Genomic DNA, 21,606 nt, shown 5'->3' with positions numbered 1-21,606 from the left:
TGAATTCGGTCACTTGAGGCCAAGGATACGCGTGCCGCAGCGCAGCGAAATATATGTCGCTGCGTTTTTTCATATTATAAAAATGTTTATTAACAGTGATTTAATGTCACATCCCAAGATATCCACTTACGATATTTCATAATTTACGAAATATCGTATTGCGCTGCGCATATCAGCGCGGGCATCGTCCGGGTCATGGATATACCCACGCTTGGACTTGATTCGCTGCTCGAGGCGGTGCCGCATGCCGCCTTGGTGCTGGATACCGAACGCGATGTTGTGGTCGCGGCGAACCGGCTGGCCATGCGCCTGTTCACCCAACCACAAGACCATGGTTTTCGCTTTGCGCCCCATATCGCGGGGAATTTCGCAGGCTTTGTCGTGTTTCTGGACGAGGTGGCGCATCGTCATCGCGCATGGCGGCGCGACATTCCCTTGCAGGACAGTGACCAATTGCCCTTGTCGTGCGAATTGCGCGGCACGCTGATCGGTCAGGGCGCGCATATGGTCATGCTGACCCTGATCGACCTGAATGAGATGTCCCGCCACGACCAGATCGCCGAGGCCAGCGAGGTGCAGCGCCTTGGCCTGCTGGAATGGCAGCGTGCGCAGGCGTTTTTCAGCGAATTGGAACGCCAGAACCAGCTGATCCTGAATGCCGCGGGCGAAGGCATCTATGGCGTCAATGCCGATGGCAAGACCACCTTCGTCAACCGCGCCGCCCGCGAAATGCTGGGCTGGAGCGCGCAAGACCTGCTGGGCCGCGACATCCATTCGATGATCCACCATCATCATCTGAGCGGCGAAATCTATCCCGCCCATGATTGCCCGATCTACCAATCATTCCGCTTTGAACAGGTCAACCGGATCGAGGATGAAGTCTTTTGGCGCAAGGATGGCAAGCCGATCCGCGTCGAATATGTCTCGACCCCGATCTATGACCAGAACGTGCTTGCGGGGGCGGTGGTGATCTTTCGCGACATCACCGAACGCAAGGAAAACGAAAGCAAGCTGCGCAATGCGATGGAACAGGTGCAGGCCCTGCGCGACCAGCTGGAACAGGAAAACGCCTATCTGCAGGAAACGATCGCCACCGAACGCGCGCATCACGAAATCATCGGCAGTTCACCCGCGATCCTGCAATTGCTTAGCAAGATCGACCTTGTCGCGGGGACCGAAGCATCGGTTCTTATCTCTGGCGAGGCGGGCACCGGCAAAGCGCTTGTGGCCTCTGCCATTCACAAGGGCAGCCCGCGGCGCAGGCGCTCGTTGATCCATTTCAAATGCAGCGCAATGACCACTGACGCCATCGAGGCCGAATTGTTCGGCCAGATCCGCGGCGCCTTTCCGGGGGCGCTGCGCGATAAACCGGGGGTGCTGGAACTGGCCCATAACGGCACATTGTTTCTGGATGATGTGGATGAATTGCCGCTGAACCTGCAGGGGCGGCTTTTGCATGCTTTGCAGGAAAAGAGCGTCACCCGGCTTGGCGATTCCCGCGCCCGCGCGATCGACCTGCGCGTCATCGCCGCCAGCCGCCGCAATCTGGAAACGCTCGCCCGGCGCGGCAGGTTTCGCGAGGAACTATGGATGTTTCTCAACGTCTTTCCGATCACCTGCCTGCCGCTGCGCGACCGGCGCGAGGATATCCCCGCGCTGGCCACACATTTCCTGAAACTGTCCTGCAAGCGGCTGAACATCAAACCGCCCGTCGTCTCCAAGCTGTCAATGGAAAAGCTGGTCGCCTATGATTGGCCCGGCAATGTGCGTGAATTGCAAAACGTGATGGACCGCGGCAGCATTCTATCCACTGGGGGCAAGTTGCAGATCGACTTGGCTGTCGCCCCACCCCAGGCGCTTGGCCCGGATCTGACCGTCTTGTCCGAAGCACAAATGGCCGCCGCGCAGCGCAATAACCTGATCTCGGCGCTGCGGCGCACCAGCGGCAAGGTCGCAGGCGAGGATGGCGCGGCGCAATTGCTGGGGATCCAGCCAACGACGCTCTATTCAAGAATTAAGAAAATGCAGATCAGCGGTGATGACTGGCAGTAGCGCCTTTCGCTATTCGTGATCAATGGCGCAAGCGCTGTTCAGATCGCAGACAGATCGGCCCACATCACGCGCCCTTCATCCTCTGCCAGCAACAGACGGCCAGCACGGTAACAGGAACAAGATTTGACGCAGCCATTGCGGGATACTCCGGTCTTTGGTGTCAGGGCGGGCGGGACATGTGATCCACCGCCGCATTAATGTTGTCATATAACATAAATCTCAGCATGATGTGAAGCGCGTTTCGCCCTGCGCGCTAACGCTGCGCCCCTTTTCGCCGCAACAGCCAGACGAAAAACAGCCCGCCCACAAGGCCTGTGACGATACCGATGGGCATATCCTCGGGGCGCATGATAGTGCGCGCGGCGATATCGGCCCAGATCAGAAAGATCGCCCCCGCCAGCATCGACGCAGGCAGCAGGCGGGCATTATCGCCGCCGACAACCAGCCGCATGATATGCGGGATCATCAGCCCGACAAAACCGATCACCCCGGAAAAAGCGACCATGACCCCCGTCACCAGCGCCGCGACGACAAAGGCGGCCAATCGGAAACGCGCCACGGCGATGCCCAGGGTCGTGGCTGTCTCGTCGCCGATGTTCATGGCGTTCAGCGACCCGGCCACCATCCGGAACCAAAGGGCTGCCCCTGTCAGCACAAGAAACGGCCACACCAGATGCGCCCATTGCGCAAGGCCAAGCCCGCCCAGCATCCAGAAAACCACCGTATGCGCGGCGCGTGGATCGCCCAGAAAGATCAGCACATTCGCCAGCGCCATGACAATGAACGACACCGCCACCCCCGTCAGCACCAGCCTGTCGGCACTGGTCGCCTGCGCGAAACTGGCCACTGCCAGCACCAAAAGCGTCGCAGCCAGCGCCCCCAGAAAGGCCAGCAAAGGCACGGTCGCACCGCCAAGGAACATCCCTGTATGCAGCAAGGCCAGAATAGCGCCAAAGGCAGCCCCCGAGGAAATCCCGAGCAGATGCGGATCGGCCAGCGGATTGCGCGTCACCGCCTGCAACACGGCCCCCACCAGCGCCAATCCGGCGCCGACAAGCGCCGCCAGCAAAGCGCGCGGCAATCGTATATCCCAAACGATCGCCGCGCGCCCTGCCGTCCAGTCCGGCGTGACGATCCCCGGCACCAGCCGGTCAAGGATCACGCCCCAGACGGTCGCAAGTGGCACCGGCACAGCCCCGATGCTGACCGCCGCCGACAGCGACACCACCAACATAGCCAGCCCAAAGCACCAGACGCCCGCCCTGACCGGACGCGCCAGCACAGATAAGCGCGCAGGCGGCGCCGCCAGCAGCGGCACCGCAGTGTCAGGCCCCGGGGTGCCGCGCATCGTCATTGACCGTGAAAGGCTTGGGCAAGTGTGCGGATGGCCCGGATATTGCGCGGCCCCGGCGTCGCCTCGACATAATCCAGCACGACGAAGCGATTGTTCACCACAGCATCGATACCGGCAAAGGCGGGCGTATTGCGCAGGAAATCCATCTTCTGCTCTGCCGTCACATCGCCGTAGTTGACGATCACGATGACCTGCGGATCACGTTCTACCACGGGTTCCCATGCAACGCGGGTCCAGCTGCTGTCGACATCCTCCATGATGTTGCGCCCACCCGCTGCCGCGATCATCGCGCTGGGCATCGCATAGCGCCCCGCAGTAAAGGGCGTATCCTCGCCGCTGTCATAGACAAAGACGCGCAGCGGGTCCTGCTGCGGTAGCGTGGCGGCGATCGCGTCCAGTTCGCTCTGCCAGCCGGTGATCAGGGCCTCGGCCCGGTCAGCCACGCCGAAGATCGTGCCAAGATTGCGGATATCGGTGAACATGTCATCAACCGCGATCCCGTCACGCGCCATGATGTGGATGCAGCTTTCCGTCAGCTCATAGACCGGAATGCCGAACGGGGCGAGCGTCTCGGGCGTCACCTCGCCACCGATGCGCATGCCGTAATTCCAGCCTGCAAACCAGAAATCGAGATCGGCGCCGATCAGCACCTCTTTGGAGGGGTATTTTTCGGACAGTTCCGGCAAGGCCGCTATTCCGGCGCGCATATCCGCGTCCAGCTTGTTCCAGCCGGAAATGCCCGTATAGCCGACCATCCGATCTGTCAGCCCCAACACCAGCATCATCTCTGTCAGGTTCACATCGTTAGAGGCGGCTCTTTGCGGGATCGCGTCAAAGGTGACCTCGCGGTCACAGCTTTGCACGGTGACCGGATGGGCAAGCGCGGGTCCGGCAAGGCCAAGAAGCACGGCAACGAAGGGCAGATATTTCATGCGATATGTTCCTTTTGAACACTGTCGGGAAGGGAAAAATCAAACCGCGCAGTGCCGCGCCGTGTGGCAACGACACCAAAGGCGCGGGCGATCAGATCAGGCGTCAGCACGGCATCCACCGGACCGAATGCCAGCGGATGGCCCTCTGCCAGCACCAGCACATCATCGGCAAAGCCATGCACCAGATTGAGATCATGCAAGGACGCCACCACGGTCACGCCAAGATCGCGCACCAGCCGCAGCACCTCGAGCTGGTGGCGGATATCAAGATGATTGGTCGGCTCGTCCAGCACGATCAGCCCCGGTTCCTGCGCAAGCGCGCGGGCGACCATGACGCGCTGGCGTTCACCGCCGGATAATGTCCCAAAGGCGCGATGCGCGAAATCCTGCAACAACAGCCGTTCCAGCGCATGGTCCACCAGATGCAGATCGCGCGCGGAAGGACCGGCAAACCCCCGCCGGTGGGGCGCACGCCCCAGCGCCACAATCTCGGCCACGGTCAGGGCTAAATCGGTCGGCTGTTCTTGCAGGACGGCGGCAATTCTTTGGGCCACGCGGCGCGCCGGCAGGCGGTGGATATCGTCCCCATCGACCAGCACGCGCCCGGCTTGCGGGTGGTTATAGCGATAGATCAGGCGCAGCAGCGTCGATTTCCCCGCGCCATTGGCCCCCAGCACGGCCAGAACCCGGCCCGCACCAAGCCGCAGGGTGACCGGATGCAGAATACCGTCGCCCCAGCATAGCCTTTCAAGCGCCAAGGTCGCCGGTGTCCCGGGCGGGCAGCTCATGCGATCACCTTGGCGCTTGCGGGCGGGCCAAGATCGCTGCCAAGCGGTAGCAAAGGCGCAAGAACCGCAGCGCAGCGCCCTGTCGCAGCGCGGTCTTTATGCGCCGCCACCATGCCGCCTAGACGGTGAAAAAAGGGCGGCCTGAACCCATGCCGACAACCGGTGAAAAACATAACGGGAAACAAATCTGGCATTGGAGAGGTCCGGCTTCAGCAATCCAGATTTATGCTATATTATAACACTTTTATGCGCAAGGCCGATGTCAGCAATCATCCGCCCAGCGCAAGCCCACGCCACAGCCGCGTTCACGCGTCATCGCAGCGCGGCTTTGTCCGGCAAAGCGCGCCCGATTACAATAAATGTCCTGATTTCGCGGCCTTGGTCGCCAAATAGCCGGTGTTGTGCCGGTTCTCGCCCACTTTCAGCGGGACCCGCTCGAACACCGTGATGCCGCAGCTTTGCATCCGCGCGACCTTGGCGGGGTTGTTTGTCAGCAGCCGCACTGCGCTAAAACCCATTTTCTTCAAAATCTCTGCGCCAATACGGAAATCGCGTTCATCATCTTCGAAACCCAGCCGGTGGTTGGCCTCGACCGTATCGAACCCCTGATCCTGCAAGGAATAGGCGCGCATCTTGTTGGCAAGGCCGATCCCACGCCCTTCTTGGTTAAGATACAGCAGCACGCCCGATCCTTCGGCGCCCATCTGGGCCAGCGCGCCGCGCAATTGCGGGCCGCAGTCGCATTTCAGCGACCCCAGCAGATCGCCGGTGAAACAGGCAGAATGCAGCCGCGACAACACCGGCTGTGACCTATCAGGCTGGCCGATCTCGACCGCGTAATGTTCCTCGGCCCCGTCGTCGGGACGAAAGATGTGCAACCGGCCTGCCTCGGAGACATCCAGCGGCAGGCGGGCGCTGATGACGGGGCGCAGCGGGCTGAGGGTCAGGTCAAGCGCGGCGGCACCTGGGATCAGGGTCAGGTCATGCGCCTTGGCGAAACCGGCCGCATCATCGACCGGCAGCACCAAGGCGGCGGGCAGCAACCGCGCGGCCTTGGTCAGGGCGATGGCGGCGCGGTGTAGCGCGGCATCGCCCTCGCGCAGGCTGCGCAGCGGGCCTTTCATCGGCGCGCGCAGATCATCGGCAGGGTCAGCAACAGACCGGACCCATGACAGCCCGACATCGCAAGGCAGCGCAATCCGCGCCAGATCGCCGTCATAGGCGCGCGCCTTGAGCGTCTGCGCCCGCCAGCCGGTGATGGCCAGCACGGGCGCACCGCCCAAGCTGCGCAGATGCGCCAGCCTGTCGGCATCCAGCGTCTCGGCGGCAAGCATGACCGCCCCGCCATCCAGCACCACGGGCACGCCCATGCGCAGGTCAGCCCGCGCGCGGGCCAGCCGTTCGGTGATATCGGGGGAAAAACCTGTCATCATGCACCTGTCAATTGTTTCACCTGATAGCCCGTTTCGACGCAAAGTGAAACAAAACCCCGCCTGATGACACGTCCGTGTGAACCATCGGCCGGAAATCTTGTTTGATCCGTATCTGTTCACAAATCGATGATGTAATGATGGAGGCTGTCATGGGGCAACTCAAAAAGATTTTGCTGGTGGACGACGACGACGACCTGCGCGAGGCGCTGGGCGAACAATTGTTGATGACCGAAGATTTCGACGTGTTCGAGGCGGACGACGGGGCCAGCGCCATCGTCAAGACCAAGGAAAGTCTGTACGATCTGATGATTCTGGATGTCGGCCTGCCCGATACCGACGGGCGCGAATTGTGTCGTCGTCTGCGCAAACAGGGCGTGAAATGCCCGATCATCATGCTGACCGCGCAGGACAGCGATGCCGATACGATTCTGGGTCTGGATGCCGGGGCCAATGATTACGTCAGCAAACCGTTCAAGTTTCCGGTCCTGCTGGCCCGTATCCGCAGCCAGCTGCGCACGCATGAACAATCCGAGGATGCGATCTTTCAGCTAGGGCCCTATACGTTCAAGCCCGCGCAGAAGATGCTGATCACCGAAGATGACAAGAAGGTGCGCCTGACCGAGAAGGAAACCAATATCCTCAAATACCTGTATCGCGCGACCGATGGCGTCGTCGCCCGCGACGTGCTGCTGCACGAGGTCTGGGGCTATAATGCCGGTGTCACCACCCATACGCTGGAAACCCATATCTACCGGCTGCGCCAAAAGATCGAACCCGATCCATCCAATGCGCGTTTGCTGGTGACGGAACAAGGCGGCTATCGGCTCGTTTCATGAATATCCCGCCGGTGATCGGGTCATATCACCACCCTCCCTGTTGGACTTGCCCGGGCCTTGTGCCCGGGCGTTTTTTTCAACGTCACAAACAGACAGGATAAAATGATGAAAACCGCACAAGACTATCTTGACGAAGCCAATGCCATCGTCACCCGCATCAGCAGCGAAGATGCGATCACCAAACATGCCGCAGGTGGCGGCACCTTCATCGACGTGCGCGACAGCAGCGATATCATGAAATCAGGCACGATCGAAGGCGCGCACCGCGTGCCGCGCGGCTTTCTCGAATTCGCCGCCGATCCGACATCGCAGTTTCACAAGCCGATCTTTGACAAGGATGCCACCTTCTATCTGGTCTGCGGCCTTGGCGGACAGGCGGCTCTTGCGGGCAAGACGCTCAAGGATATGGGCTATCCCAATGTCATCAATGTCGGCGGGATCGGCGCATGGAAAGAGGCAGGCGGCCCGGTCGAGGATTAAGCCAGCGCCTGGTCCCAATCCGCGATCAGATCGGCGATATGTTCGATCCCGGTACTGACGCGGATCAGGTTTTCGGGAATGCCGGTATGCGGTTCAATCGTGTGCCGGTGTTCGACAAGGCTTTCCACGCCGCCCAGTGACGTGGCGCGCAAGAACAGATCCAGCTTGCCCGTCACACGCAGCGCATCCGTGCGCCCGCCTTTGACCAGCACCGACAACAGGCTGCCGAACCCGCCCTGCATCTGGCGCAGCGCGATATCATGGCCGCTATGATGCGGCAGACCGGGATAAAAGACATCCGCGACCGCCTCATGCGCCATCAGGTGCTGCGCCAGCGCCAGCGCATTCTGCGACATGCGTTCAACGCGCAAAGGCAGGGTGCGCATGGCGCGGGTCAGCAACCACGCCTCGAACGGGCCAAGGATCGCGCCGGCCATCTTGCGGTCGGCCTTGATCGCCTGCCAGACGCCTGTCTCGGGGGCGGCAGTGGACAAAACCCCCGCCAGCACATCGGAATGGCCATTGATCGCCTTGGTCGCGGAATGCATCACGATATCGGCGCCGTGATCCAGCGCGCGGGTCAGGATCGGCGTCGCCGCAGTGCCATCGACCAGCAACAGACCCTTGGTCGCGGCCTTCACGGCGGCGATATCGACCGTCAGCAGCCACGGGTTCGAGGGTGTCTCGATCAGCACCAGATCGGCGGCTTGGCCCTGACAGGTGGTGATCAGATCGGCGGCAGGCACTTCGATCAAGCTGATCTCGCGGCGGGCGCAAAAGTCACGCACCCAGGCGGTGGTGCCCCAATAGATGCCCGATTGCACAATCGCCGTGGCACGGTTCGGCAGCGCGCGGAACACGGCGGCAATGGCAGCCATGCCCGAGGGAAACAGCAGCGTGTCCTGCGCATGTTCCAGCGCGCGGATCACCGCCTCAGCCTGGCGCAAATTGTCGGAATTGTCGCGCGAATAGATATTGTCGGGACGGACCAGCGCATAATCCTCGTCACGCAGAAAGGTGGTCGAGGGCTGCAAGGCCGGCACGACACCACCTGATTGCGGGTCAAGCGCGCCTGCGGCATGGGCGGCGATGGTGGCGGGGTGCAATGGCTTTTTCATGGCGCTATCTGGCGGAAAGAGACAACCCAGCACAAGGGGCGTCAGACGACAAAGTCATCCTTGCCATACCCTTGCAGATACAACAGCGCCGTCAGGTCGCCATGATTGATGCGGATATCGCATTGCGCCTGCACGGCGGGTTTTGCATGCAGCGCCACGCCTGCGCCCGCGCGCGACAGCATCCCCAGATCATTGGCCCCGTCGCCCACAGCCAGCACATCAGCTGCGGCAATGCCCAGTCGGGCGGTGATCTCATCCAGCGCCGCGACCTTGGCGGCCTTGCCCAGAATCGGGCGCGCGACATCGCCGGTCAGCTTGCCATCCGCCACCAACAGGGTATTGGCGCGGTTTTCGTCAAAACCCAAAGCAGCGGCAACCTGCGCGGTAAAGGCCGTGAACCCGCCCGACACCAGCGCCGCATAAGCGCCCTGCGCCTTCATCGTGGCGACCAGCACCGCGCCGCCGGGCATATAGGTGATCCGGCTGGCCAGCACCTGCGCGATCACCGGCTCTGGCAGATCGCGCAACAGGCCGACGCGTTCCAGCAAGGCGGCCTCGAAATCCAGCTCGCCGTTCATCGCGCGCGCGGTGATCCCTGCGACATGGGCACCGACGCCCGCCTCATCTGCCAGCTCGTCGATACATTCTTGCTGGATCATCGTGCTGTCCATATCGGCCAGCAGCATCTTTTTGCGGCGGTTCCGCGCTGGCTGGACCACCAGATCGACGCCATGGCCTTGCAGATCGGCCCAGATCTCCCAGCGATTGGCGGGCACGACCGGCAGCATGAATTCGGCAGCCTCGTCGGGGGCCAGCCAGAGCGCGTCACCGCCGCCCCATGCATTGCGCAGATTCTCGACCAAGGCCGGGTCAAGACCACGGCTTACGGGATTGGTCAGCAAAGTTGCGGTGAACATGATCTTGTCCTTTGAGACGTAGTTTCCGATTGGCGGCAGCGATGTCGCAAAAAGCGGGTCAAGCGGCGGTCTAGCTGTATTTTCCGGATTGTGAAAGTGCGCGACACACTCTATCTGCGGCGGTGGGACACCCTTCCCCAACGAAGGGCGATTATCTGAGAGGATACCAGCAATGGTTACGACCAAACCGGCATCGCGGCCGGCCAACCCGCGTTTTTCGTCCGGCCCCTGTGCCAAACCCCCCGTCTGGAAACTGGATGCTTTGCGCGACGCCCCTTTGGGTCGGTCGCACCGTGCCAGCATCTGCAAGGCCAAACTGGCCGAGGCCATCGACCTGACCCGCGAGATTCTGGGCGTGCCCGCGGATTACCGCATCGGGATCGTGCCGGCATCGGATACCGGCGCTTATGAAATGGCGATGTGGTCGCTTTTGGGCGAACGCCATGTGGATATGGTCGCCTGGGAAAGCTTTGGCGCAGGCTGGGTCACCGATGTGGTGAAGCAGCTGAAAATCGCAGCGACCGTGCATGAAGCCCCTTACGGCGAAATCGTCGATATGGCCGCGCTGAATTATGACAATGACGTCTGTTTCACATGGAACGGCACAACATCAGGCGTGCGGATGCCGCATGGCGAGATGATCCCCGGCGACCGGGCGGGCCTGACGCTCTGCGATGCCACCTCTGCCGCCTTTGCGCAGGACTTGCCCTGGGACAAACTGGATGTCACCACCTTCAGCTGGCAAAAGGTGATGGGTGGCGAAGGCGCGCATGGCATGCTGATCCTCAGCCCGCGCGCGGTGGAACGGCTGGAAAGCTACACCCCTGCCTGGCCGCTGCCCAAGATTTTCCGCCTGACATCCAAAGGCAAGCTGATCGAGGGCATCTTCAAAGGCGAGACGATCAACACGCCCTCGATGCTGGCGGTCGAGGATTACCTTGTCGCGCTGAAATGGGGCCGGTCCATCGGCGGGCTGGATGCGCTGATCCACCGCGCCAATGCCAATGCGCGTGCGATCTGGAATTTCTGCGCCGCGCATGATTGGATCGACAATCTGGCCGTTGATCCGGCCACACGGTCAAACACATCGGTGTGTCTGAAATTCACCGATCCGCGCATCAGTGATGGCGAAGCCTTTGCCAAGGCCGTGGCCAAGCGGCTGGAGGCGGAAAACATCGCGCTCGATATCGGGGCCTATCGCGATGCGCCTGCCGGTCTGCGGATCTGGTGCGGTGCCACGGTGGAAACCTCGGATATCGAGGCGATGCTGCCCTGGCTCGAATGGGCCTATCACGCCGAGATTTCAAACCAATGACCCCGTCCCGGGCGTGACCCGGGACCTTCACCAAAGGCCCCGGATCATATCCGGGGCGCGGATACCCCCATTTTTAAGGAGCGCCCAAGATGGCACCCAAAGTACTTATCTCTGACGAATTGTCCGAAGCCGCCGTGCAGATCTTTCGTGATCGCGGCATCGACGTGGATTTCCAGCCGAAACTTGGCAATGACAAGGAAAAGCTGCTTGAAATCATCGGCAATTACGATGGTCTGGCGATCCGGTCCGCAACCAAGGCGACCGAAAAGATCATCGCCGCCGCCACCAACCTCAAGGTGATCGGCCGCGCCGGAATCGGTGTCGATAACGTCGATATCCCCGCCGCGTCGAAAAAGGGGATCATCGTGATGAACACCCCTTTCGGCAATTCGATCACCACCGCCGAACATGCGATTTCGCTGATGATGGCTGTCGCGCGTCAAATCCCCGAAGCCAACGCATCCACCCATGCCGGCAAATGGGAAAAGTCGCGTTTCATGGGGGTCGAGTTGACCAACAAGACGCTGGGCGTGATCGGCGCGGGCAATATCGGGTCTATCGTGATCGACCGCGCGCTGGGTCTGCGGATGAAGGTTGTGGCCTATGACCCCTTCCTGTCCGAAGACCGCGCCACCGAACTGGGGGTCGAGAAACTCGAACTGGATGATCTGCTGGCGCGGGCCGATTTCATCACGATGCATGTCCCGCTGACCGAGCAGACCCGCAATATCCTGTCGCGCGACAATATCGCAAAGCTGAAAAAAGGCGTGCGGATCGTCAATTGCGCCCGTGGCGGTCTGGTCGATGAAGAAGCCTTGGCCGATGCGCTGAAGGCGGGCCATGTCGCCGGTGCCGCGTTTGACGTCTTCGCGGTGGAACCCGCCACCGAAAGCCCGCTGTTCAACCTGCCCAATGTCGTGGTCACCCCGCATCTGGGTGCCGCCACCACCGAGGCGCAGGAAAACGTGGCCCTGCAGGTCGCCGAACAAATGTCGGATTACCTGCTGACCGGTGCCGTCAGCAACGCGCTGAACATGCCATCGGTCACGGCCGAAGAAGCAAAGGTCATGGGCCCATGGATCAAATTGTCCGGCCATCTGGGCAATTTCATCGGCCAGATGACGGATGAACCCATCGTCGCGATCAATATCCTGTTCGACGGCACGGCCTCGGAAATGAACCTCAAGGCGCTGACGGCCTCTACCGTTGCGGGCATCATGAAGGCGACGAACCCTGACGTGAACATGGTCTCTGCCCCGGTGATCGCCAAGGAACGCGGCGTGAAGATTTCCACCACCAAGCAGGATCAATCCGGCGCCTTCGAGGGCTATATCAAGGTCACCGTCGTCACGCCAAGCCGCGAGCGCTCGATCGCAGGGACCGTGTTCAACGATGGCAAGCCACGGTTCATCCAGATCAAAGGCATCAATATTGATGCCGAGGTCGGCGAAAACATGGTCTATACCACCAATAACGACGTGCCGGGCATCATCGGTGTGCTGGGTAGCACCTTGGGGGCCAATGAGGTGAATATCGCCAACTTCACCCTTGGCCGGTCAGAGGCCAAAGGCGAGGCGATTGCCCTGCTCTATCTCGACGCGCCGCTGCCCGCCAAGGCGATTGCCGAATTGGAGGCCACGGGCAAGTTCAAGCAGGTCAAACCCCTGCGGTTCGATATCTGATTGCGCAATCTGATTGCCCAATAAGAACCGGGCGCGCGCAGCAATGCGCGCCCCGCATAGATCTGCCAAGGATCAGCTGATGCCGCAGATGCCGCGCAAAGGCTTTCATCAGCCTGCGGCACGGCCCCCTGCGATGCGATCCGCCTGTTTCACGCATAGATCCAAAGCTGCCAATAAAAAACGCCCCCGGTTTCCCGAGGGCGTTTTCAAACTTGTAAGGTGGATTCTGATCCACCAGACCTATCGCTTACCCGCGCTCTTCGATGATCTCGACGAGATGGGGGATGCTGTTGACCATGCCGCGCACGGAAGGTGTGTCTTCCAGCTCGCGGGTGCGGTTCATCTTGTTCAGGCCTAGGCCGATCAGCGTAGCACGCTGTTTTTCGGGGCGGCGGATCGGGGAACCGATCTGCTTGACGACGATCGTTTTTGCCATGGTTTAAGCCTCCTCGGCGACTTGTGCGGATGTGTCGGCGGCATCTTCGCGCTTGGGCAGAATGTCAGCGACTTTCTTGCCGCGGCGCTGGGCCACATTGCGCGGAGATTGCTCTTTTTGCAGGCCATCCATCGTGGCGCGGATCATGTTATAAGGGTTCTGCGACCCGATCGACTTGGACACAACGTCCTGCACGCCCAGCATCTCGAACACGGCGCGCATTGGACCACCGGCGATGATACCGGTACCGGCTGGGGCTGTGCGCATCACGACGCGGCCAGCACCATGGCGACCTTCGATGTCGTGGTGCAGCGTGCGGCCGTCGCGCAGGGCGACGCGGATCATCTGACGCTTGGCCTGTTCGGTGGCCTTGCGGATCGCCTCGGGGACTTCCTTGGCTTTGCCTTTGCCGAAACCGACGCGGCCTTTCTGGTCACCGACGACGACAAGCGCGGCAAAGCCGAAACGCTTACCACCTTTGACGGTCTTGGACACCCGGTTGATCGCGACCAGACGGTCGGCAAACTCGGGTGCTTGTTCTTCACGGGGGCGACGTGGCCCGCGGTTTTCACGTTCTGCCATAGGTGGCGTCCTTATCTTGATGCCCGAGGGCGTTATCCAATCGCGGTCGAAGCCGGATCATCGAGGCTGCGCCACAGGCACATCCTACAGAGCTGCGTAGGGTGCGCATTCCTGCGCACCGCCACATTAGATCTTCAACCCGCCTTCGCGGGCCGCATCGGCAAGGGCCTTGATCTTGCCGTGGAACAGAAAACCGCCACGGTCGAAATAGGCCTGTTCGACGCCCGCCTTCTTGGCGCGTTCCGCAATCGCGGCACCCACCTTGGCAGCGGCTTCGACATTGTTCTTGCCGACAACGCCCAGATCCTTTTCGAGCGAGGATGCCGACGCAAGCGTCACACCATTCACATCGTCGATCAGCTGGACGCTGATGTTCTTGTTGCTGCGGTGTACCGAAAGACGCGCGCGCCCCTGGTTGGCTGTTACGCCCCGCAGTTTGTTCCGAACGCGCATACGGCGCTTCAGAAACAGTGTTCTTTTGCTGTTTGCCATTTGTGCGTTCCTTACTTCTTCTTGCCTTCTTTGCGGAAGATGAATTCGCCTTTGTACTTGATGCCCTTGCCTTTGTAAGGCTCGGGTTTGCGCCATTCACGGATATTCGCCGCGACCTGGCCAACAAGCTGCTGGTCGATCCCTTCCACGATGATTTCGGTCTGCTTGGGGGCTGTCACGGTGACACCCGCGGGCACGTCGAAATTCACATCATGGCTGTAGCCCAGTGCCAGTTTCAGGGTATTGCCCTGCATCTGCGCACGATAACCCACACCGCTGATTTCAAGCTCTTTCTTGAAACCCGTGGTCACGCCGGTCACCAGGTTTTCGACCTGGCTGCGCGACATGCCCCACTGCTGGCGCGCCCGCTTGGACGTGCCGCGTGGTTTGACAGTGATGATATTGCCATCAACGGTGATGGTGACATCATCCGTTGCCTTGAAGCTGCGGGTCCCTTTGGGGCCTTTGACTTCGACGGTTTGACCGGACACCGAGGCAGTGACGCCAGAGGGCAGCTCAACCGGTTTTTTACCAATACGAGACATGTTTTCCCCTTAGAACACTGTGCAAAGCACTTCGCCGCCGATTTTGGCCGCCCGTGCATTCGCGTCCGTCATCACACCTTTGGAGGTGGAGACAATCGACACACCCAGGCCCTGACGGACGGATGGGAGGTCATCGGCACCCAGATAAACGCGGCGACCGGGCTTGGAGACCCGCTTCACTTCGCGAATGACAGGTGTGCCTTCGTAATATTTCAGTTCGATATTGAAAGCAGGATGGCCGTCTTTGCCGTCCTTCTTGTCATAACCGCGGATATAGCCTTCTGCGACCAGCACATCCAACACCCAAGCGCGCAGTTTCGACGCCGGTGTTTCCACCGCAGCCTTGCCGCGCATCTGGCCATTGCGGATGCGTGTCAGCATATCACCGATAGGATCGTTCATATCAAATTCTCCTTACCAGCTCGACTTGACCATGCCGGGGATTTCGCCATTGGAACCAAGGTTCCGCAGCGCGATCCGGCTGATCTTGAGTTTGCGGTAATAGGCATGTGGACGCCCGGTGAGCTGGCAACGGTTGTGCAGACGCACAGCCGAGGAATTGCGCGGCAATTTTGCAAGTTGCATCGTCGCCTTAAAACGCTCTTCGACCGGCTTGGACTGGTCGTTGATGATTGCCTTCAACGCCGCACGCTTTCCAGCATATTGCGCCACCAGCTTTTCGCGCTTTTTCTCGCGCTCGATCATGGATTTCTTAGCCATTTGTCAAATCTCCCTAACGCTTAGCTGTTGAATGGCATGTTGAAGAGCTTCAACAATGCCTTTGCTTCAGCGTCAGTGTTCGCTGTGGTGCAGATAACGATGTCCATTCCCCACATCTCATCGATCTTGTCGAAGTTGATTTCGGGAAATACGATATGTTCCTTCAGGCCGGTGGCGTAATTGCCGCGACCGTCAAAGGATTTACCAGAGACACCACGAAAGTCGCGGATACGGGGCATTGCGACCGTGATCAGGCGATCAAGGAATTCATACATCCGGTCACCGCGCAGGGTGACTTTCGCGCCCAATGGCATGTCTTCACGCACGCGGAAACCAGCGATGGATTTCTTGGCCTTCGTGGTCATCGCCTTTTGACCGGCGATGGTTGTCAGATCTTCCTGCGCGGATTTGGCTTTCTTGCTGTCACGGACAGCTTCTGCGCCGCAGCCGATGTTCAGGACAATCTTGTCCAGACGCGGGATCTGCATCTCGTTTTTATAGCCGAATTCTTCCTTCATCGCGGCGCGAATCTTGGAGACATATTCAGCCTTCAGGCGGGGGGTGTAGTTTGCAGCGTCAAGCATCAGATCACATCCCCTGTCGTCTTGGCGAAACGCACTTTGTTTTCGCCGTCCATGCGGAAACCAACGCGGGTCGGTTTGCCATTCTTGTCAACGATCGCCAGGTTCGACAGCTGGATCGGCATCGCTTTTGGCGTGCGGCCACCCTGGCTGGTCTGGGATTGTTTCTGGTGACGGATCGCCATGTTGACACCATCAACAACAGCTTTGCCGGACTTGGGGTCAACGGCAGCAATCGTGCCCTTCATCCCTTTGTCTTTGCCGGCAAGAACGATCACGTTATCGCCTTTACGGAGTTTCGCAGCCATGGTTACAGCACCTCCGGAGCAAGCGAGATGATTTTCATGAAGTTCTTTGCGCGCAGCTCGCGAACAACTGGCCCGAAGATACGGGTGCCGATCGGCTCGTTGTTGTTGTTGAGGATGACAGCGGCATTGCTGTCAAAGCGGATGGCGGTGCCATCTTCACGGAACACTTCTTTGGCGGTGCGCACGACGACGGCTTTGCGCACGTCACCTTTTTTCACGCGACCGCGTGGGATGGCTTCCTTCACCGATACGACGATAATGTCACCGACACTGGCGTAACGGCGGTGGGAACCACCCAGAACCTTGATGCACTGAACACGGCGAGCGCCGCTGTTGTCAGCTACATCCAGATTGGTCTGCATCTGGATCATTTGGTTTCCTTCCGACCTTTGGGGATTTTCCGATTTCCGACCGGAGCCCCAGGGTTTCGTTGAGCTGTAGGGTTACCGCTTAAGAAGCAATAACCTCCCAGCGTTTGGTTTTCGATTTCGGCGCACATTCCTGAATGCGGACCTGATCACCGACGTTGAATGCGTTGTTTTCGTCATGCGCCCGGTATTTCTTGGACTTACGGACGGTTTTCTGCAGCAAAGGGTGCTTGAAGCGACGCTCGACCTGGACGGTCACGGTCTGGGCGTTCTGGTTGCTTGTGACAACACCTTGAAGGATACGCTTAGGCATTCTCTTAAGCCTCCGAAGCCGCAGCAGCGGCCTTTTCGTTCAGAATTGTTTTGACGCGTGCGGCATTGCGACGGGCCGCACGGAAACCAGCGGTATTTTCAAGCTGGCCGGTGGCCTGCTGAAAGCGCAGGTTGAACGATTCTTTTTTCAGTTTGACCAGCTCTTCACGCAGCTGATCGGGCGTTTTAGCCCGCAGTTCAGTGGCATCCATGCCATTTTCCTTTTTCAACATCATCGGCAGGCCGCGCAAAGCGTTACCCGATTCCCGATGGAGTGGGGGTAGAAGTGCGCCGTTTAGACCCCATTCCGCGATAAAGCAACCCCTTGCAGCACAGCGGTTTGCGCAAATCGCGCAAGGCAGGGCAAGGCCGGTGATGCCTGCTCTATACCGCTGCGGGCAAAGCGGATAAGACAGGCCCATGACCCATATCAGATCGCTGTTCGCCACCCGCCTTTATCATGCCCCGCTATCCGCCCATGGCGCGATCGACCCGGTGGAATTGGAAAACTCTTGCCTGGTCATCGCCGATGATGACGAGGCCGGCCAGCAATGGTGCGAAGAACAGGGCTATCCGGGTTATACCTCTTATGCCTCGCTGACCGATCTGCCCTGGCGGTTCCCGATCTTCAAGGACCTGGTCGCCTTGCTGGACAAACATGTCGCGGCCTTTGCAAAGGATCTCGATTTCGATCTGGGCGACAAGATGCTGAAGCTGGAAGATATCTGGATCAATATCCTGCCCCCCGGCGGTATCCACACCGGCCATATCCATCCCCATGCTGTGATCAGCGGCACCACCTATGTGGCGATGCCGCAGGGCGCCAGCGCAATCAAATTCGAAGATCCGCGCCTGGCGATGATGATGGCCGCCCCACCCCGCCAGAAAGCCGCGCGTGAGGAATTGCGCCAGTTTGTCTATGTCGCCCCCGCCGTCGGTGACGTCTTGCTATGGGAAAGCTGGCTGCGCCACGAGGTGCCAATGAACATGGCCGAGGAAGAAGAGCGGATCAGCGTCAGCTTTAACTACGCCTGGGCTTAACTATAGATATCTTCGCCACGGGGCAGGCCCGCGTTAATCTTTTGGTGGTCTGCCTATGATGGACTGACGGTCCGCGCAATGTGACGCCAATGACCGCGTGAAGGAATCTGACAATGCCGCAAGCCCCCCGCAACACCGCAGCAGACCGCGCCGCAGAGGCGTTTTACGGCCAGACCGACGCCGCCTTTGCCCAGCAGCTGCAAGATATCTGCCGCAATGATGAACGGCTGATCGCCGCCTTCCAGCGCACGCGCGCGGCCTTCTTGCAAGATCGCCGTGCCCCGCGCGGGCAAGCCTGACATTCGGCCCACTGCGCCCCGATACAGCATGACCACGCAAAAGCCCCCGCCGATGTCTCGACGGGGGCTTCATGCAGTGACGTAGGTCGGGGTTAACCCCGACTTACCAATCTTCGCGCACCACGGTGCGTGTCTTGATCGGCAGCTTCATCGCAGCAAGGCGCAGGGCCTCGCGGGCGATTTCTTCGCTGACGCCGTCGATTTCGAACATCACACGGCCGGGTTTGACCTTGCATGCCCAGAAGTCGATCGAACCTTTACCTTTACCCATACGCACTTCGATGGGCTTGGAGGTCACGGGCAGATCCGGGAAAATCCGGATCCAGACGCGGCCTTGACGCTTCATGTGACGCGTCATGGCGCGGCGTGCCGCCTCGATCTGGCGAGCGGTGATCCGCTCTGGCTCGGTCGCTTTCAGGCCATAGGTGCCAAAGTTCAGGTCAGACCCGCCCTTTGCTTCACCACGAATCCGGCCTTTGTGCAGCTTGCGGTGTTTCGTGCGCTTTGGTTGCAGCATCTTGTCTACTCCTTACCTGTCGCGACGCGGGCCGCCAGGACCGCGCGGGATAGCGCCTTCCTGAAGCTCGGCATGTTTACGGTCGTGGCCCTGCGGGTCATGCTCCATGATCTCACCTTTGTAGATGAAGACCTTGATGCCGATGATGCCATAGGGCGTCATGGCTTCGTAGAGCGCATAGTCGATGTCCGCACGCAAAGTATGCAGCGGCACGCGACCTTCGCGGTACCATTCGGTCCGCGCGATTTCAGCACCACCCAGACGACCGGCAAGGTTGACCCGGATACCCAGGGCGCCCATGCGCATCGCGTTCTGCACGGCACGTTTCATCGCACGACGGAAAGACACCCGGCGTTCCAGCTGCTGACCGATGGATTCAGCGACCAGCGCTGCGTCCAGTTCGGGCTTGCGAACTTCAACGATGTTGAGGTGCAATTCCGATTTGGTCAGGTTCGCCAGCTTCTGACGCAGACCTTCGATGTCCGCACCTTTCTTGCCGATGATCACACCGGGACGGGCGGCATGGATCGTGACGCGGCACTTTTTATGCGGGCGTTCGATGATCACGCGGCTGACGCCGGATTGTGCGCATTCCTTGCGGATGAACGCCTTGATCTTGAGGTCTTCCAGCAGCAGATCACCGTATTCCTTGGTGTTTGCGAACCAGCGGCTGTCCCAGGTGCGGTTGACCTGAAGACGCATCCCGATTGGGTTGACTTTGTTACCCATTATGATTGCTCCTCAACTTGACGCACCTTGATGGTCAGTTCTGAAAACGGCTTGACGATCTTGCCGAAACGGCCACGGGCCCGGGGGCGACCGCGTTTCATGATCAGGTTCTTGCCGACATAAGCCTCTGCTACGACCAGCGCGTCAACATCCAGGTTGTGGTTGTTTTCGGCATTGGCGATGGCCGATTGAAGACATTTCTTCACATCGTCCGAGATCCGCTTTTTAGAGAAAGTCAGGTCCTGCAGGGCCTTTTCGACTTTCTTGCCGCGGATCAGCGCAGCAACAAGGTTCAGTTTCTGCGGGGAAGTACGCAGCATGCGCAGTTTTGCCATTGCTTCGTTATCAGCCACGCGGCGGGGATTCTTATCCTTGCTCATGGCTTATTTCCGCTTCGCTTTTTTGTCGGCGGCGTGACCGTAATAGGTGCGGGTTGGCGAATATTCACCGAACTTCTGACCAATCATGTCTTCCGTGACGTTGACAGGGATGTGCTTCTTGCCGTTGTAGACCGCGAAGGTCAGGCCAACGAATTGAGGCAGGATAGTGGAACGACGCGACCAGATCTTGATCACTTCGTTGCGGCCGCTTTCGCGCGTTGCTTCTGCCTTTTTCAAGACATAGGCGTCGACGAACGGGCCTTTCCAGACGGAACGAGCCATAATTACCGACCCTTCTTCTTGGCATGACGCGTGCGCACGATCAGGCGCTGCGATGCTTTGTTCTTGTTACGGGTGCGGGTACCTTTGGTATCCTTACCCCATGGGGTCACAGGCGTCCGACCACCGGATGTGCGGCCTTCACCACCACCATGCGGGTGGTCGATCGGGTTCATCGCGACACCGCGCACAGATGGGCGGATGCCCTTGTGACGGTTGCGACCGGCTTTACCGATGTTCTGGTTGCTGTTGTCAGGGTTCGACACGGCACCGACGGTGGCCATGCATTCCTGGCGGACCAGACGCAATTCGCCGGATGACAGGCGGATCTGCGCATAGCCGCCATCGCGACCAACGAACTGGGCATAGGTGCCGGCTGCACGGGCGATCTGGCCGCCTTTGCCTGCTTTCAGCTCGATGTTATGGACGATTGTCCCGATAGGCATGCCCGAGAAAGGCATCGCATTGCCGGGCTTGATGTCAGCCTTGGCCGAGGCGATGACCTTGTCACCGATTGCCAGACGCTGCGGGGCCAGGATGTAGGTCTGTGTGCCGTCCTCGTACTGGATCAGCGCAATGAATGCTGTCCGGTTCGGGTCATATTCAATGCGGGCAACGACAGCTTGCATATCCAGCTTGTTGCGCTTGAAATCGACGATGCGGTAAAGACGCTTTGCGCCCCCACCAATGCGACGCATTGTGATCCGTCCGGTGTTGTTCCGTCCGCCCGATTTCGTCAGACCCTCTGTGAGGGCCTTGACAGGGCGACCTTTCCAAAGCTCCGAACGGTCGATCAGCACCAGCCCACGCTGGCCCGGCGTCGTCGGTTTGTACGACTTGAGTGCCATGTTTGCTTCTTCCGTTTGCTTGGCGTCCCGGACAGGTCCGGGACTATGGTTTACAGGGCCCCGAAGGTCCCCAAGTGAAGGGTTGTCGGGGTGACCCCCGACCTACGTTTGCCGGGGTAAACCCTGGCCTGCGCATAGGACACAAGGCCCCGGAACGAATCCGAGGCCGTGATTGGTGGCGTATAGCGGGGAGGGGTGAGGGTGGCAAGAGGTAGGGTGCGCATTATGCGCACCAACCTTCCGCATCGGTGCGCAGGATGCG

29 protein-coding genes are annotated in these 21,606 nt (G+C 59.9%); 7 read left to right on the top strand and 22 right to left on the bottom strand.

All coding sequences use genetic code 11. The features are described from left to right. Window positions 1–195 precede the first annotated feature (195 nt). Complete coding sequence (locus LOKVESSMR4R_RS01330) at window positions 196–2,052, top strand: sigma 54-interacting transcriptional regulator (RefSeq protein WP_087205965.1); 1,857 nt, start codon at window positions 196–198, stop codon at window positions 2,050–2,052. 253 nt (window positions 2,053–2,305) lie between these two features. On the opposite strand, the gene LOKVESSMR4R_RS01325 is transcribed toward LOKVESSMR4R_RS01330, so the two are convergent. The 4 genes from LOKVESSMR4R_RS01325 to ribA all read right to left on the bottom strand — a co-directional run bounded on the left by LOKVESSMR4R_RS01325 (window position 2,306) and on the right by ribA (window position 6,556). After that, window positions 2,306–3,400, bottom strand: coding sequence for a FecCD family ABC transporter permease (locus LOKVESSMR4R_RS01325; RefSeq protein WP_087205964.1), 1,095 nt, complete (start codon window positions 3,398–3,400; stop codon window positions 2,306–2,308). A gap of 2 nt (window positions 3,401–3,402) precedes the next feature. Then, window positions 3,403–4,338 carry an ABC transporter substrate-binding protein gene (locus LOKVESSMR4R_RS01320; protein WP_087205963.1) on the bottom strand — a complete coding sequence of 312 codons (936 nt, stop codon included), beginning with the start codon at window positions 4,336–4,338 and terminating at the stop codon, window positions 3,403–3,405. Beyond that, window positions 4,335–5,126 carry an ABC transporter ATP-binding protein gene (locus LOKVESSMR4R_RS01315; protein ID WP_087205962.1) on the bottom strand — a complete coding sequence of 264 codons (792 nt, stop codon included), beginning with the start codon at window positions 5,124–5,126 and terminating at the stop codon, window positions 4,335–4,337. The genes LOKVESSMR4R_RS01320 and LOKVESSMR4R_RS01315 overlap by 4 nt, the downstream gene beginning before the upstream one ends. Window positions 5,127–5,476: 350 nt before the next feature. Continuing rightward, complete coding sequence (ribA, locus tag LOKVESSMR4R_RS01305) at window positions 5,477–6,556, bottom strand: GTP cyclohydrolase II (RefSeq protein ID WP_087212338.1); 1,080 nt, start codon at window positions 6,554–6,556, stop codon at window positions 5,477–5,479. 152 nt (window positions 6,557–6,708) lie between these two features. Here ribA and LOKVESSMR4R_RS01300 point away from each other — a divergent pair, with 152 nt between their 5' ends. Continuing rightward, window positions 6,709–7,395: a response regulator transcription factor gene (locus tag LOKVESSMR4R_RS01300; RefSeq protein WP_087212334.1), complete on the top strand. Its 687-nt coding sequence runs from the start codon at window positions 6,709–6,711 to the stop codon at window positions 7,393–7,395. 105 nt (window positions 7,396–7,500) lie between these two features. Then, window positions 7,501–7,875 carry a rhodanese-like domain-containing protein gene (locus LOKVESSMR4R_RS01295; RefSeq protein ID WP_087212331.1) on the top strand — a complete coding sequence of 125 codons (375 nt, stop codon included), beginning with the start codon at window positions 7,501–7,503 and terminating at the stop codon, window positions 7,873–7,875. Here LOKVESSMR4R_RS01295 and LOKVESSMR4R_RS01290 read toward each other — a convergent pair. Together LOKVESSMR4R_RS01290 and serB are read right to left on the bottom strand one after the other, a co-directional pair. After that, window positions 7,872–8,993: a trans-sulfuration enzyme family protein gene (locus LOKVESSMR4R_RS01290; RefSeq protein ID WP_087205960.1), complete on the bottom strand. Its 1,122-nt coding sequence runs from the start codon at window positions 8,991–8,993 to the stop codon at window positions 7,872–7,874. The genes LOKVESSMR4R_RS01295 and LOKVESSMR4R_RS01290 overlap by 4 nt on opposite strands. A gap of 41 nt (window positions 8,994–9,034) precedes the next feature. Beyond that, window positions 9,035–9,910 (bottom strand): phosphoserine phosphatase SerB, encoded by an 876-nt coding sequence (gene serB / locus LOKVESSMR4R_RS01285; RefSeq protein WP_087205959.1) that lies wholly within the window; start codon window positions 9,908–9,910, stop codon window positions 9,035–9,037. A gap of 172 nt (window positions 9,911–10,082) precedes the next feature. Here serB and LOKVESSMR4R_RS01280 point away from each other — a divergent pair, with 172 nt between their 5' ends. Continuing rightward, window positions 10,083–11,225, top strand: coding sequence for a phosphoserine transaminase (locus LOKVESSMR4R_RS01280; RefSeq protein ID WP_087205958.1), 1,143 nt, complete (start codon window positions 10,083–10,085; stop codon window positions 11,223–11,225). Window positions 11,226–11,314: 89 nt separating this feature from the next. Beyond that, entirely contained in the window at window positions 11,315–12,907 is a 1,593-nt protein-coding gene (gene serA, locus LOKVESSMR4R_RS01275) for a phosphoglycerate dehydrogenase (RefSeq protein ID WP_087205957.1), read from the top strand. Window positions 12,908–13,154: 247 nt separating this feature from the next. On the opposite strand, the gene rpmD is transcribed toward serA, so the two are convergent. The 11 genes from rpmD to rpmC form a co-directional block, all read right to left on the bottom strand. After that, window positions 13,155–13,343: a 50S ribosomal protein L30 gene (gene rpmD, locus LOKVESSMR4R_RS01270; RefSeq protein ID WP_019953326.1), complete on the bottom strand. Its 189-nt coding sequence runs from the start codon at window positions 13,341–13,343 to the stop codon at window positions 13,155–13,157. 3 nt (window positions 13,344–13,346) lie between these two features. Continuing rightward, entirely contained in the window at window positions 13,347–13,925 is a 579-nt protein-coding gene (gene rpsE / locus LOKVESSMR4R_RS01265; protein ID WP_087205956.1) for a 30S ribosomal protein S5, read from the bottom strand. 126 nt (window positions 13,926–14,051) lie between these two features. Then, window positions 14,052–14,417 carry a 50S ribosomal protein L18 gene (rplR, locus tag LOKVESSMR4R_RS01260; RefSeq protein ID WP_087205955.1) on the bottom strand — a complete coding sequence of 122 codons (366 nt, stop codon included), beginning with the start codon at window positions 14,415–14,417 and terminating at the stop codon, window positions 14,052–14,054. A gap of 11 nt (window positions 14,418–14,428) precedes the next feature. Beyond that, entirely contained in the window at window positions 14,429–14,962 is a 534-nt protein-coding gene (gene rplF / locus LOKVESSMR4R_RS01255; protein WP_087205954.1) for a 50S ribosomal protein L6, read from the bottom strand. Window positions 14,963–14,971: 9 nt separating this feature from the next. Beyond that, window positions 14,972–15,364, bottom strand: a complete 393-nt coding sequence (gene rpsH, locus LOKVESSMR4R_RS01250) for a 30S ribosomal protein S8 (RefSeq protein ID WP_087205953.1) — start codon at window positions 15,362–15,364, stop codon at window positions 14,972–14,974. Window positions 15,365–15,376: 12 nt separating this feature from the next. After that, window positions 15,377–15,682: a 30S ribosomal protein S14 gene (rpsN, locus tag LOKVESSMR4R_RS01245; protein ID WP_087205952.1), complete on the bottom strand. Its 306-nt coding sequence runs from the start codon at window positions 15,680–15,682 to the stop codon at window positions 15,377–15,379. 20 nt (window positions 15,683–15,702) lie between these two features. Continuing rightward, a complete protein-coding gene (gene rplE / locus LOKVESSMR4R_RS01240; protein WP_087205951.1) occupies window positions 15,703–16,266 on the bottom strand; it encodes a 50S ribosomal protein L5 in 564 nt (187 codons plus the stop codon). Beyond that, window positions 16,266–16,571, bottom strand: coding sequence for a 50S ribosomal protein L24 (gene rplX / locus LOKVESSMR4R_RS01235; RefSeq protein ID WP_087205950.1), 306 nt, complete (start codon window positions 16,569–16,571; stop codon window positions 16,266–16,268). The genes rplE and rplX overlap by 1 nt, the downstream gene beginning before the upstream one ends. 2 nt (window positions 16,572–16,573) lie before the next feature. Further along, a complete protein-coding gene (rplN, locus tag LOKVESSMR4R_RS01230; protein ID WP_019953318.1) occupies window positions 16,574–16,942 on the bottom strand; it encodes a 50S ribosomal protein L14 in 369 nt (122 codons plus the stop codon). Window positions 16,943–17,021: 79 nt separating this feature from the next. Continuing rightward, entirely contained in the window at window positions 17,022–17,252 is a 231-nt protein-coding gene (gene rpsQ / locus LOKVESSMR4R_RS01225; protein ID WP_087205949.1) for a 30S ribosomal protein S17, read from the bottom strand. Window positions 17,253–17,256: 4 nt separating this feature from the next. Beyond that, the gene (rpmC, locus tag LOKVESSMR4R_RS01220; protein WP_087212329.1) at window positions 17,257–17,463 is read right to left on the bottom strand and encodes a 50S ribosomal protein L29; all 207 of its coding nucleotides are present in this window, start codon (window positions 17,461–17,463) and stop codon (window positions 17,257–17,259) included. 208 nt (window positions 17,464–17,671) lie between these two features. Between rpmC and LOKVESSMR4R_RS01215 the strand changes: the two genes are divergently transcribed. Together LOKVESSMR4R_RS01215 and LOKVESSMR4R_RS01210 are read left to right on the top strand one after the other, a co-directional pair. Continuing rightward, entirely contained in the window at window positions 17,672–18,292 is a 621-nt protein-coding gene (locus tag LOKVESSMR4R_RS01215) for a 2OG-Fe(II) oxygenase family protein (RefSeq protein WP_087205948.1), read from the top strand. 113 nt (window positions 18,293–18,405) lie between these two features. Next, the gene (locus LOKVESSMR4R_RS01210; RefSeq protein ID WP_087205947.1) at window positions 18,406–18,591 is read left to right on the top strand and encodes a hypothetical protein; all 186 of its coding nucleotides are present in this window, start codon (window positions 18,406–18,408) and stop codon (window positions 18,589–18,591) included. Between the two features lie 103 nt (window positions 18,592–18,694). On the opposite strand, the gene rplP is transcribed toward LOKVESSMR4R_RS01210, so the two are convergent. Genes rplP through rplB form a run of 5 tightly spaced genes read right to left on the bottom strand, consistent with a single transcriptional unit; the run spans window position 18,695 to window position 21,344 of the window. Continuing rightward, window positions 18,695–19,108, bottom strand: coding sequence for a 50S ribosomal protein L16 (rplP, locus tag LOKVESSMR4R_RS01205; RefSeq protein ID WP_007206612.1), 414 nt, complete (start codon window positions 19,106–19,108; stop codon window positions 18,695–18,697). A gap of 12 nt (window positions 19,109–19,120) precedes the next feature. Further along, window positions 19,121–19,837 (bottom strand): 30S ribosomal protein S3, encoded by a 717-nt coding sequence (gene rpsC / locus LOKVESSMR4R_RS01200; RefSeq protein ID WP_087205946.1) that lies wholly within the window; start codon window positions 19,835–19,837, stop codon window positions 19,121–19,123. Beyond that, window positions 19,837–20,217, bottom strand: coding sequence for a 50S ribosomal protein L22 (gene rplV / locus LOKVESSMR4R_RS01195; protein WP_007206610.1), 381 nt, complete (start codon window positions 20,215–20,217; stop codon window positions 19,837–19,839). Before rplV ends, rpsC begins: the two co-directional genes overlap by 1 nt. Before the next feature lie 3 nt (window positions 20,218–20,220). Further along, window positions 20,221–20,499, bottom strand: coding sequence for a 30S ribosomal protein S19 (gene rpsS / locus LOKVESSMR4R_RS01190; protein WP_007206609.1), 279 nt, complete (start codon window positions 20,497–20,499; stop codon window positions 20,221–20,223). A 2-nt stretch (window positions 20,500–20,501) separates the two neighbouring features. Further along, complete coding sequence (rplB, locus tag LOKVESSMR4R_RS01185) at window positions 20,502–21,344, bottom strand: 50S ribosomal protein L2 (RefSeq protein WP_019953312.1); 843 nt, start codon at window positions 21,342–21,344, stop codon at window positions 20,502–20,504. Between the last annotated feature and the right edge of the window lie 262 nt (window positions 21,345–21,606).

This window comes from Yoonia vestfoldensis, assembly GCF_002158905.1.
In the GTDB taxonomy this organism is placed as follows: domain Bacteria; phylum Pseudomonadota; class Alphaproteobacteria; order Rhodobacterales; family Rhodobacteraceae; genus Yoonia; species Yoonia vestfoldensis_B.
This window is presented reverse-complemented; position numbering and strand designations above follow the sequence as displayed.

What these genes read in the sequence shown, in the direction of transcription:
- LOKVESSMR4R_RS01290 (WP_087205960.1), bottom strand. Translation starts at nt 8,993, where the DNA reads ATGAAAAAGCCATTGCACCCCGCCACCATCGCCGCCCATGCCGCAGGC.
- rplX (WP_087205950.1), bottom strand. Translation starts at nt 16,571, where the DNA reads ATGGCTGCGAAACTCCGTAAAGGCGATAACGTGATCGTTCTTGCCGGC.
- ribA (WP_087212338.1), bottom strand. Translation starts at nt 6,556, where the DNA reads ATGACAGGTTTTTCCCCCGATATCACCGAACGGCTGGCCCGCGCGCGG.
- rpsQ (WP_087205949.1), bottom strand. Translation starts at nt 17,252, where the DNA reads ATGCCTAAGCGTATCCTTCAAGGTGTTGTCACAAGCAACCAGAACGCC.
- rpsS (WP_007206609.1), bottom strand. Translation starts at nt 20,499, where the DNA reads ATGGCTCGTTCCGTCTGGAAAGGCCCGTTCGTCGACGCCTATGTCTTG.
- serA (WP_087205957.1), top strand. Translation starts at nt 11,315, where the DNA reads ATGGCACCCAAAGTACTTATCTCTGACGAATTGTCCGAAGCCGCCGTG.
- LOKVESSMR4R_RS01215 (WP_087205948.1), top strand. Translation starts at nt 17,672, where the DNA reads ATGACCCATATCAGATCGCTGTTCGCCACCCGCCTTTATCATGCCCCG.
- LOKVESSMR4R_RS01315 (WP_087205962.1), bottom strand. Translation starts at nt 5,126, where the DNA reads ATGAGCTGCCCGCCCGGGACACCGGCGACCTTGGCGCTTGAAAGGCTA.
- LOKVESSMR4R_RS01320 (WP_087205963.1), bottom strand. Translation starts at nt 4,338, where the DNA reads ATGAAATATCTGCCCTTCGTTGCCGTGCTTCTTGGCCTTGCCGGACCC.
- rpmC (WP_087212329.1), bottom strand. Translation starts at nt 17,463, where the DNA reads ATGGATGCCACTGAACTGCGGGCTAAAACGCCCGATCAGCTGCGTGAA.
- LOKVESSMR4R_RS01295 (WP_087212331.1), top strand. Translation starts at nt 7,501, where the DNA reads ATGAAAACCGCACAAGACTATCTTGACGAAGCCAATGCCATCGTCACC.
- LOKVESSMR4R_RS01330 (WP_087205965.1), top strand. Translation starts at nt 196, where the DNA reads ATGGATATACCCACGCTTGGACTTGATTCGCTGCTCGAGGCGGTGCCG.
- rpsE (WP_087205956.1), bottom strand. Translation starts at nt 13,925, where the DNA reads ATGGCAGAACGTGAAAACCGCGGGCCACGTCGCCCCCGTGAAGAACAA.
- LOKVESSMR4R_RS01300 (WP_087212334.1), top strand. Translation starts at nt 6,709, where the DNA reads ATGGGGCAACTCAAAAAGATTTTGCTGGTGGACGACGACGACGACCTG.
- rplB (WP_019953312.1), bottom strand. Translation starts at nt 21,344, where the DNA reads ATGGCACTCAAGTCGTACAAACCGACGACGCCGGGCCAGCGTGGGCTG.
- rplE (WP_087205951.1), bottom strand. Translation starts at nt 16,266, where the DNA reads ATGCTTGACGCTGCAAACTACACCCCCCGCCTGAAGGCTGAATATGTC.
- rpsH (WP_087205953.1), bottom strand. Translation starts at nt 15,364, where the DNA reads ATGAACGATCCTATCGGTGATATGCTGACACGCATCCGCAATGGCCAG.
- rpsN (WP_087205952.1), bottom strand. Translation starts at nt 15,682, where the DNA reads ATGGCTAAGAAATCCATGATCGAGCGCGAGAAAAAGCGCGAAAAGCTG.
- rplR (WP_087205955.1), bottom strand. Translation starts at nt 14,417, where the DNA reads ATGGCAAACAGCAAAAGAACACTGTTTCTGAAGCGCCGTATGCGCGTT.
- LOKVESSMR4R_RS01325 (WP_087205964.1), bottom strand. Translation starts at nt 3,400, where the DNA reads ATGCGCGGCACCCCGGGGCCTGACACTGCGGTGCCGCTGCTGGCGGCG.
- rpsC (WP_087205946.1), bottom strand. Translation starts at nt 19,837, where the DNA reads ATGGGTAACAAAGTCAACCCAATCGGGATGCGTCTTCAGGTCAACCGC.
- rpmD (WP_019953326.1), bottom strand. Translation starts at nt 13,343, where the DNA reads ATGGCAAAAACGATCGTCGTCAAGCAGATCGGTTCCCCGATCCGCCGC.
- rplV (WP_007206610.1), bottom strand. Translation starts at nt 20,217, where the DNA reads ATGAGCAAGGATAAGAATCCCCGCCGCGTGGCTGATAACGAAGCAATG.
- rplP (WP_007206612.1), bottom strand. Translation starts at nt 19,108, where the DNA reads ATGCTGCAACCAAAGCGCACGAAACACCGCAAGCTGCACAAAGGCCGG.
- rplN (WP_019953318.1), bottom strand. Translation starts at nt 16,942, where the DNA reads ATGATCCAGATGCAGACCAATCTGGATGTAGCTGACAACAGCGGCGCT.
- LOKVESSMR4R_RS01280 (WP_087205958.1), top strand. Translation starts at nt 10,083, where the DNA reads ATGGTTACGACCAAACCGGCATCGCGGCCGGCCAACCCGCGTTTTTCG.
- serB (WP_087205959.1), bottom strand. Translation starts at nt 9,910, where the DNA reads ATGTTCACCGCAACTTTGCTGACCAATCCCGTAAGCCGTGGTCTTGAC.
- LOKVESSMR4R_RS01210 (WP_087205947.1), top strand. Translation starts at nt 18,406, where the DNA reads ATGCCGCAAGCCCCCCGCAACACCGCAGCAGACCGCGCCGCAGAGGCG.
- rplF (WP_087205954.1), bottom strand. Translation starts at nt 14,962, where the DNA reads ATGTCTCGTATTGGTAAAAAACCGGTTGAGCTGCCCTCTGGCGTCACT.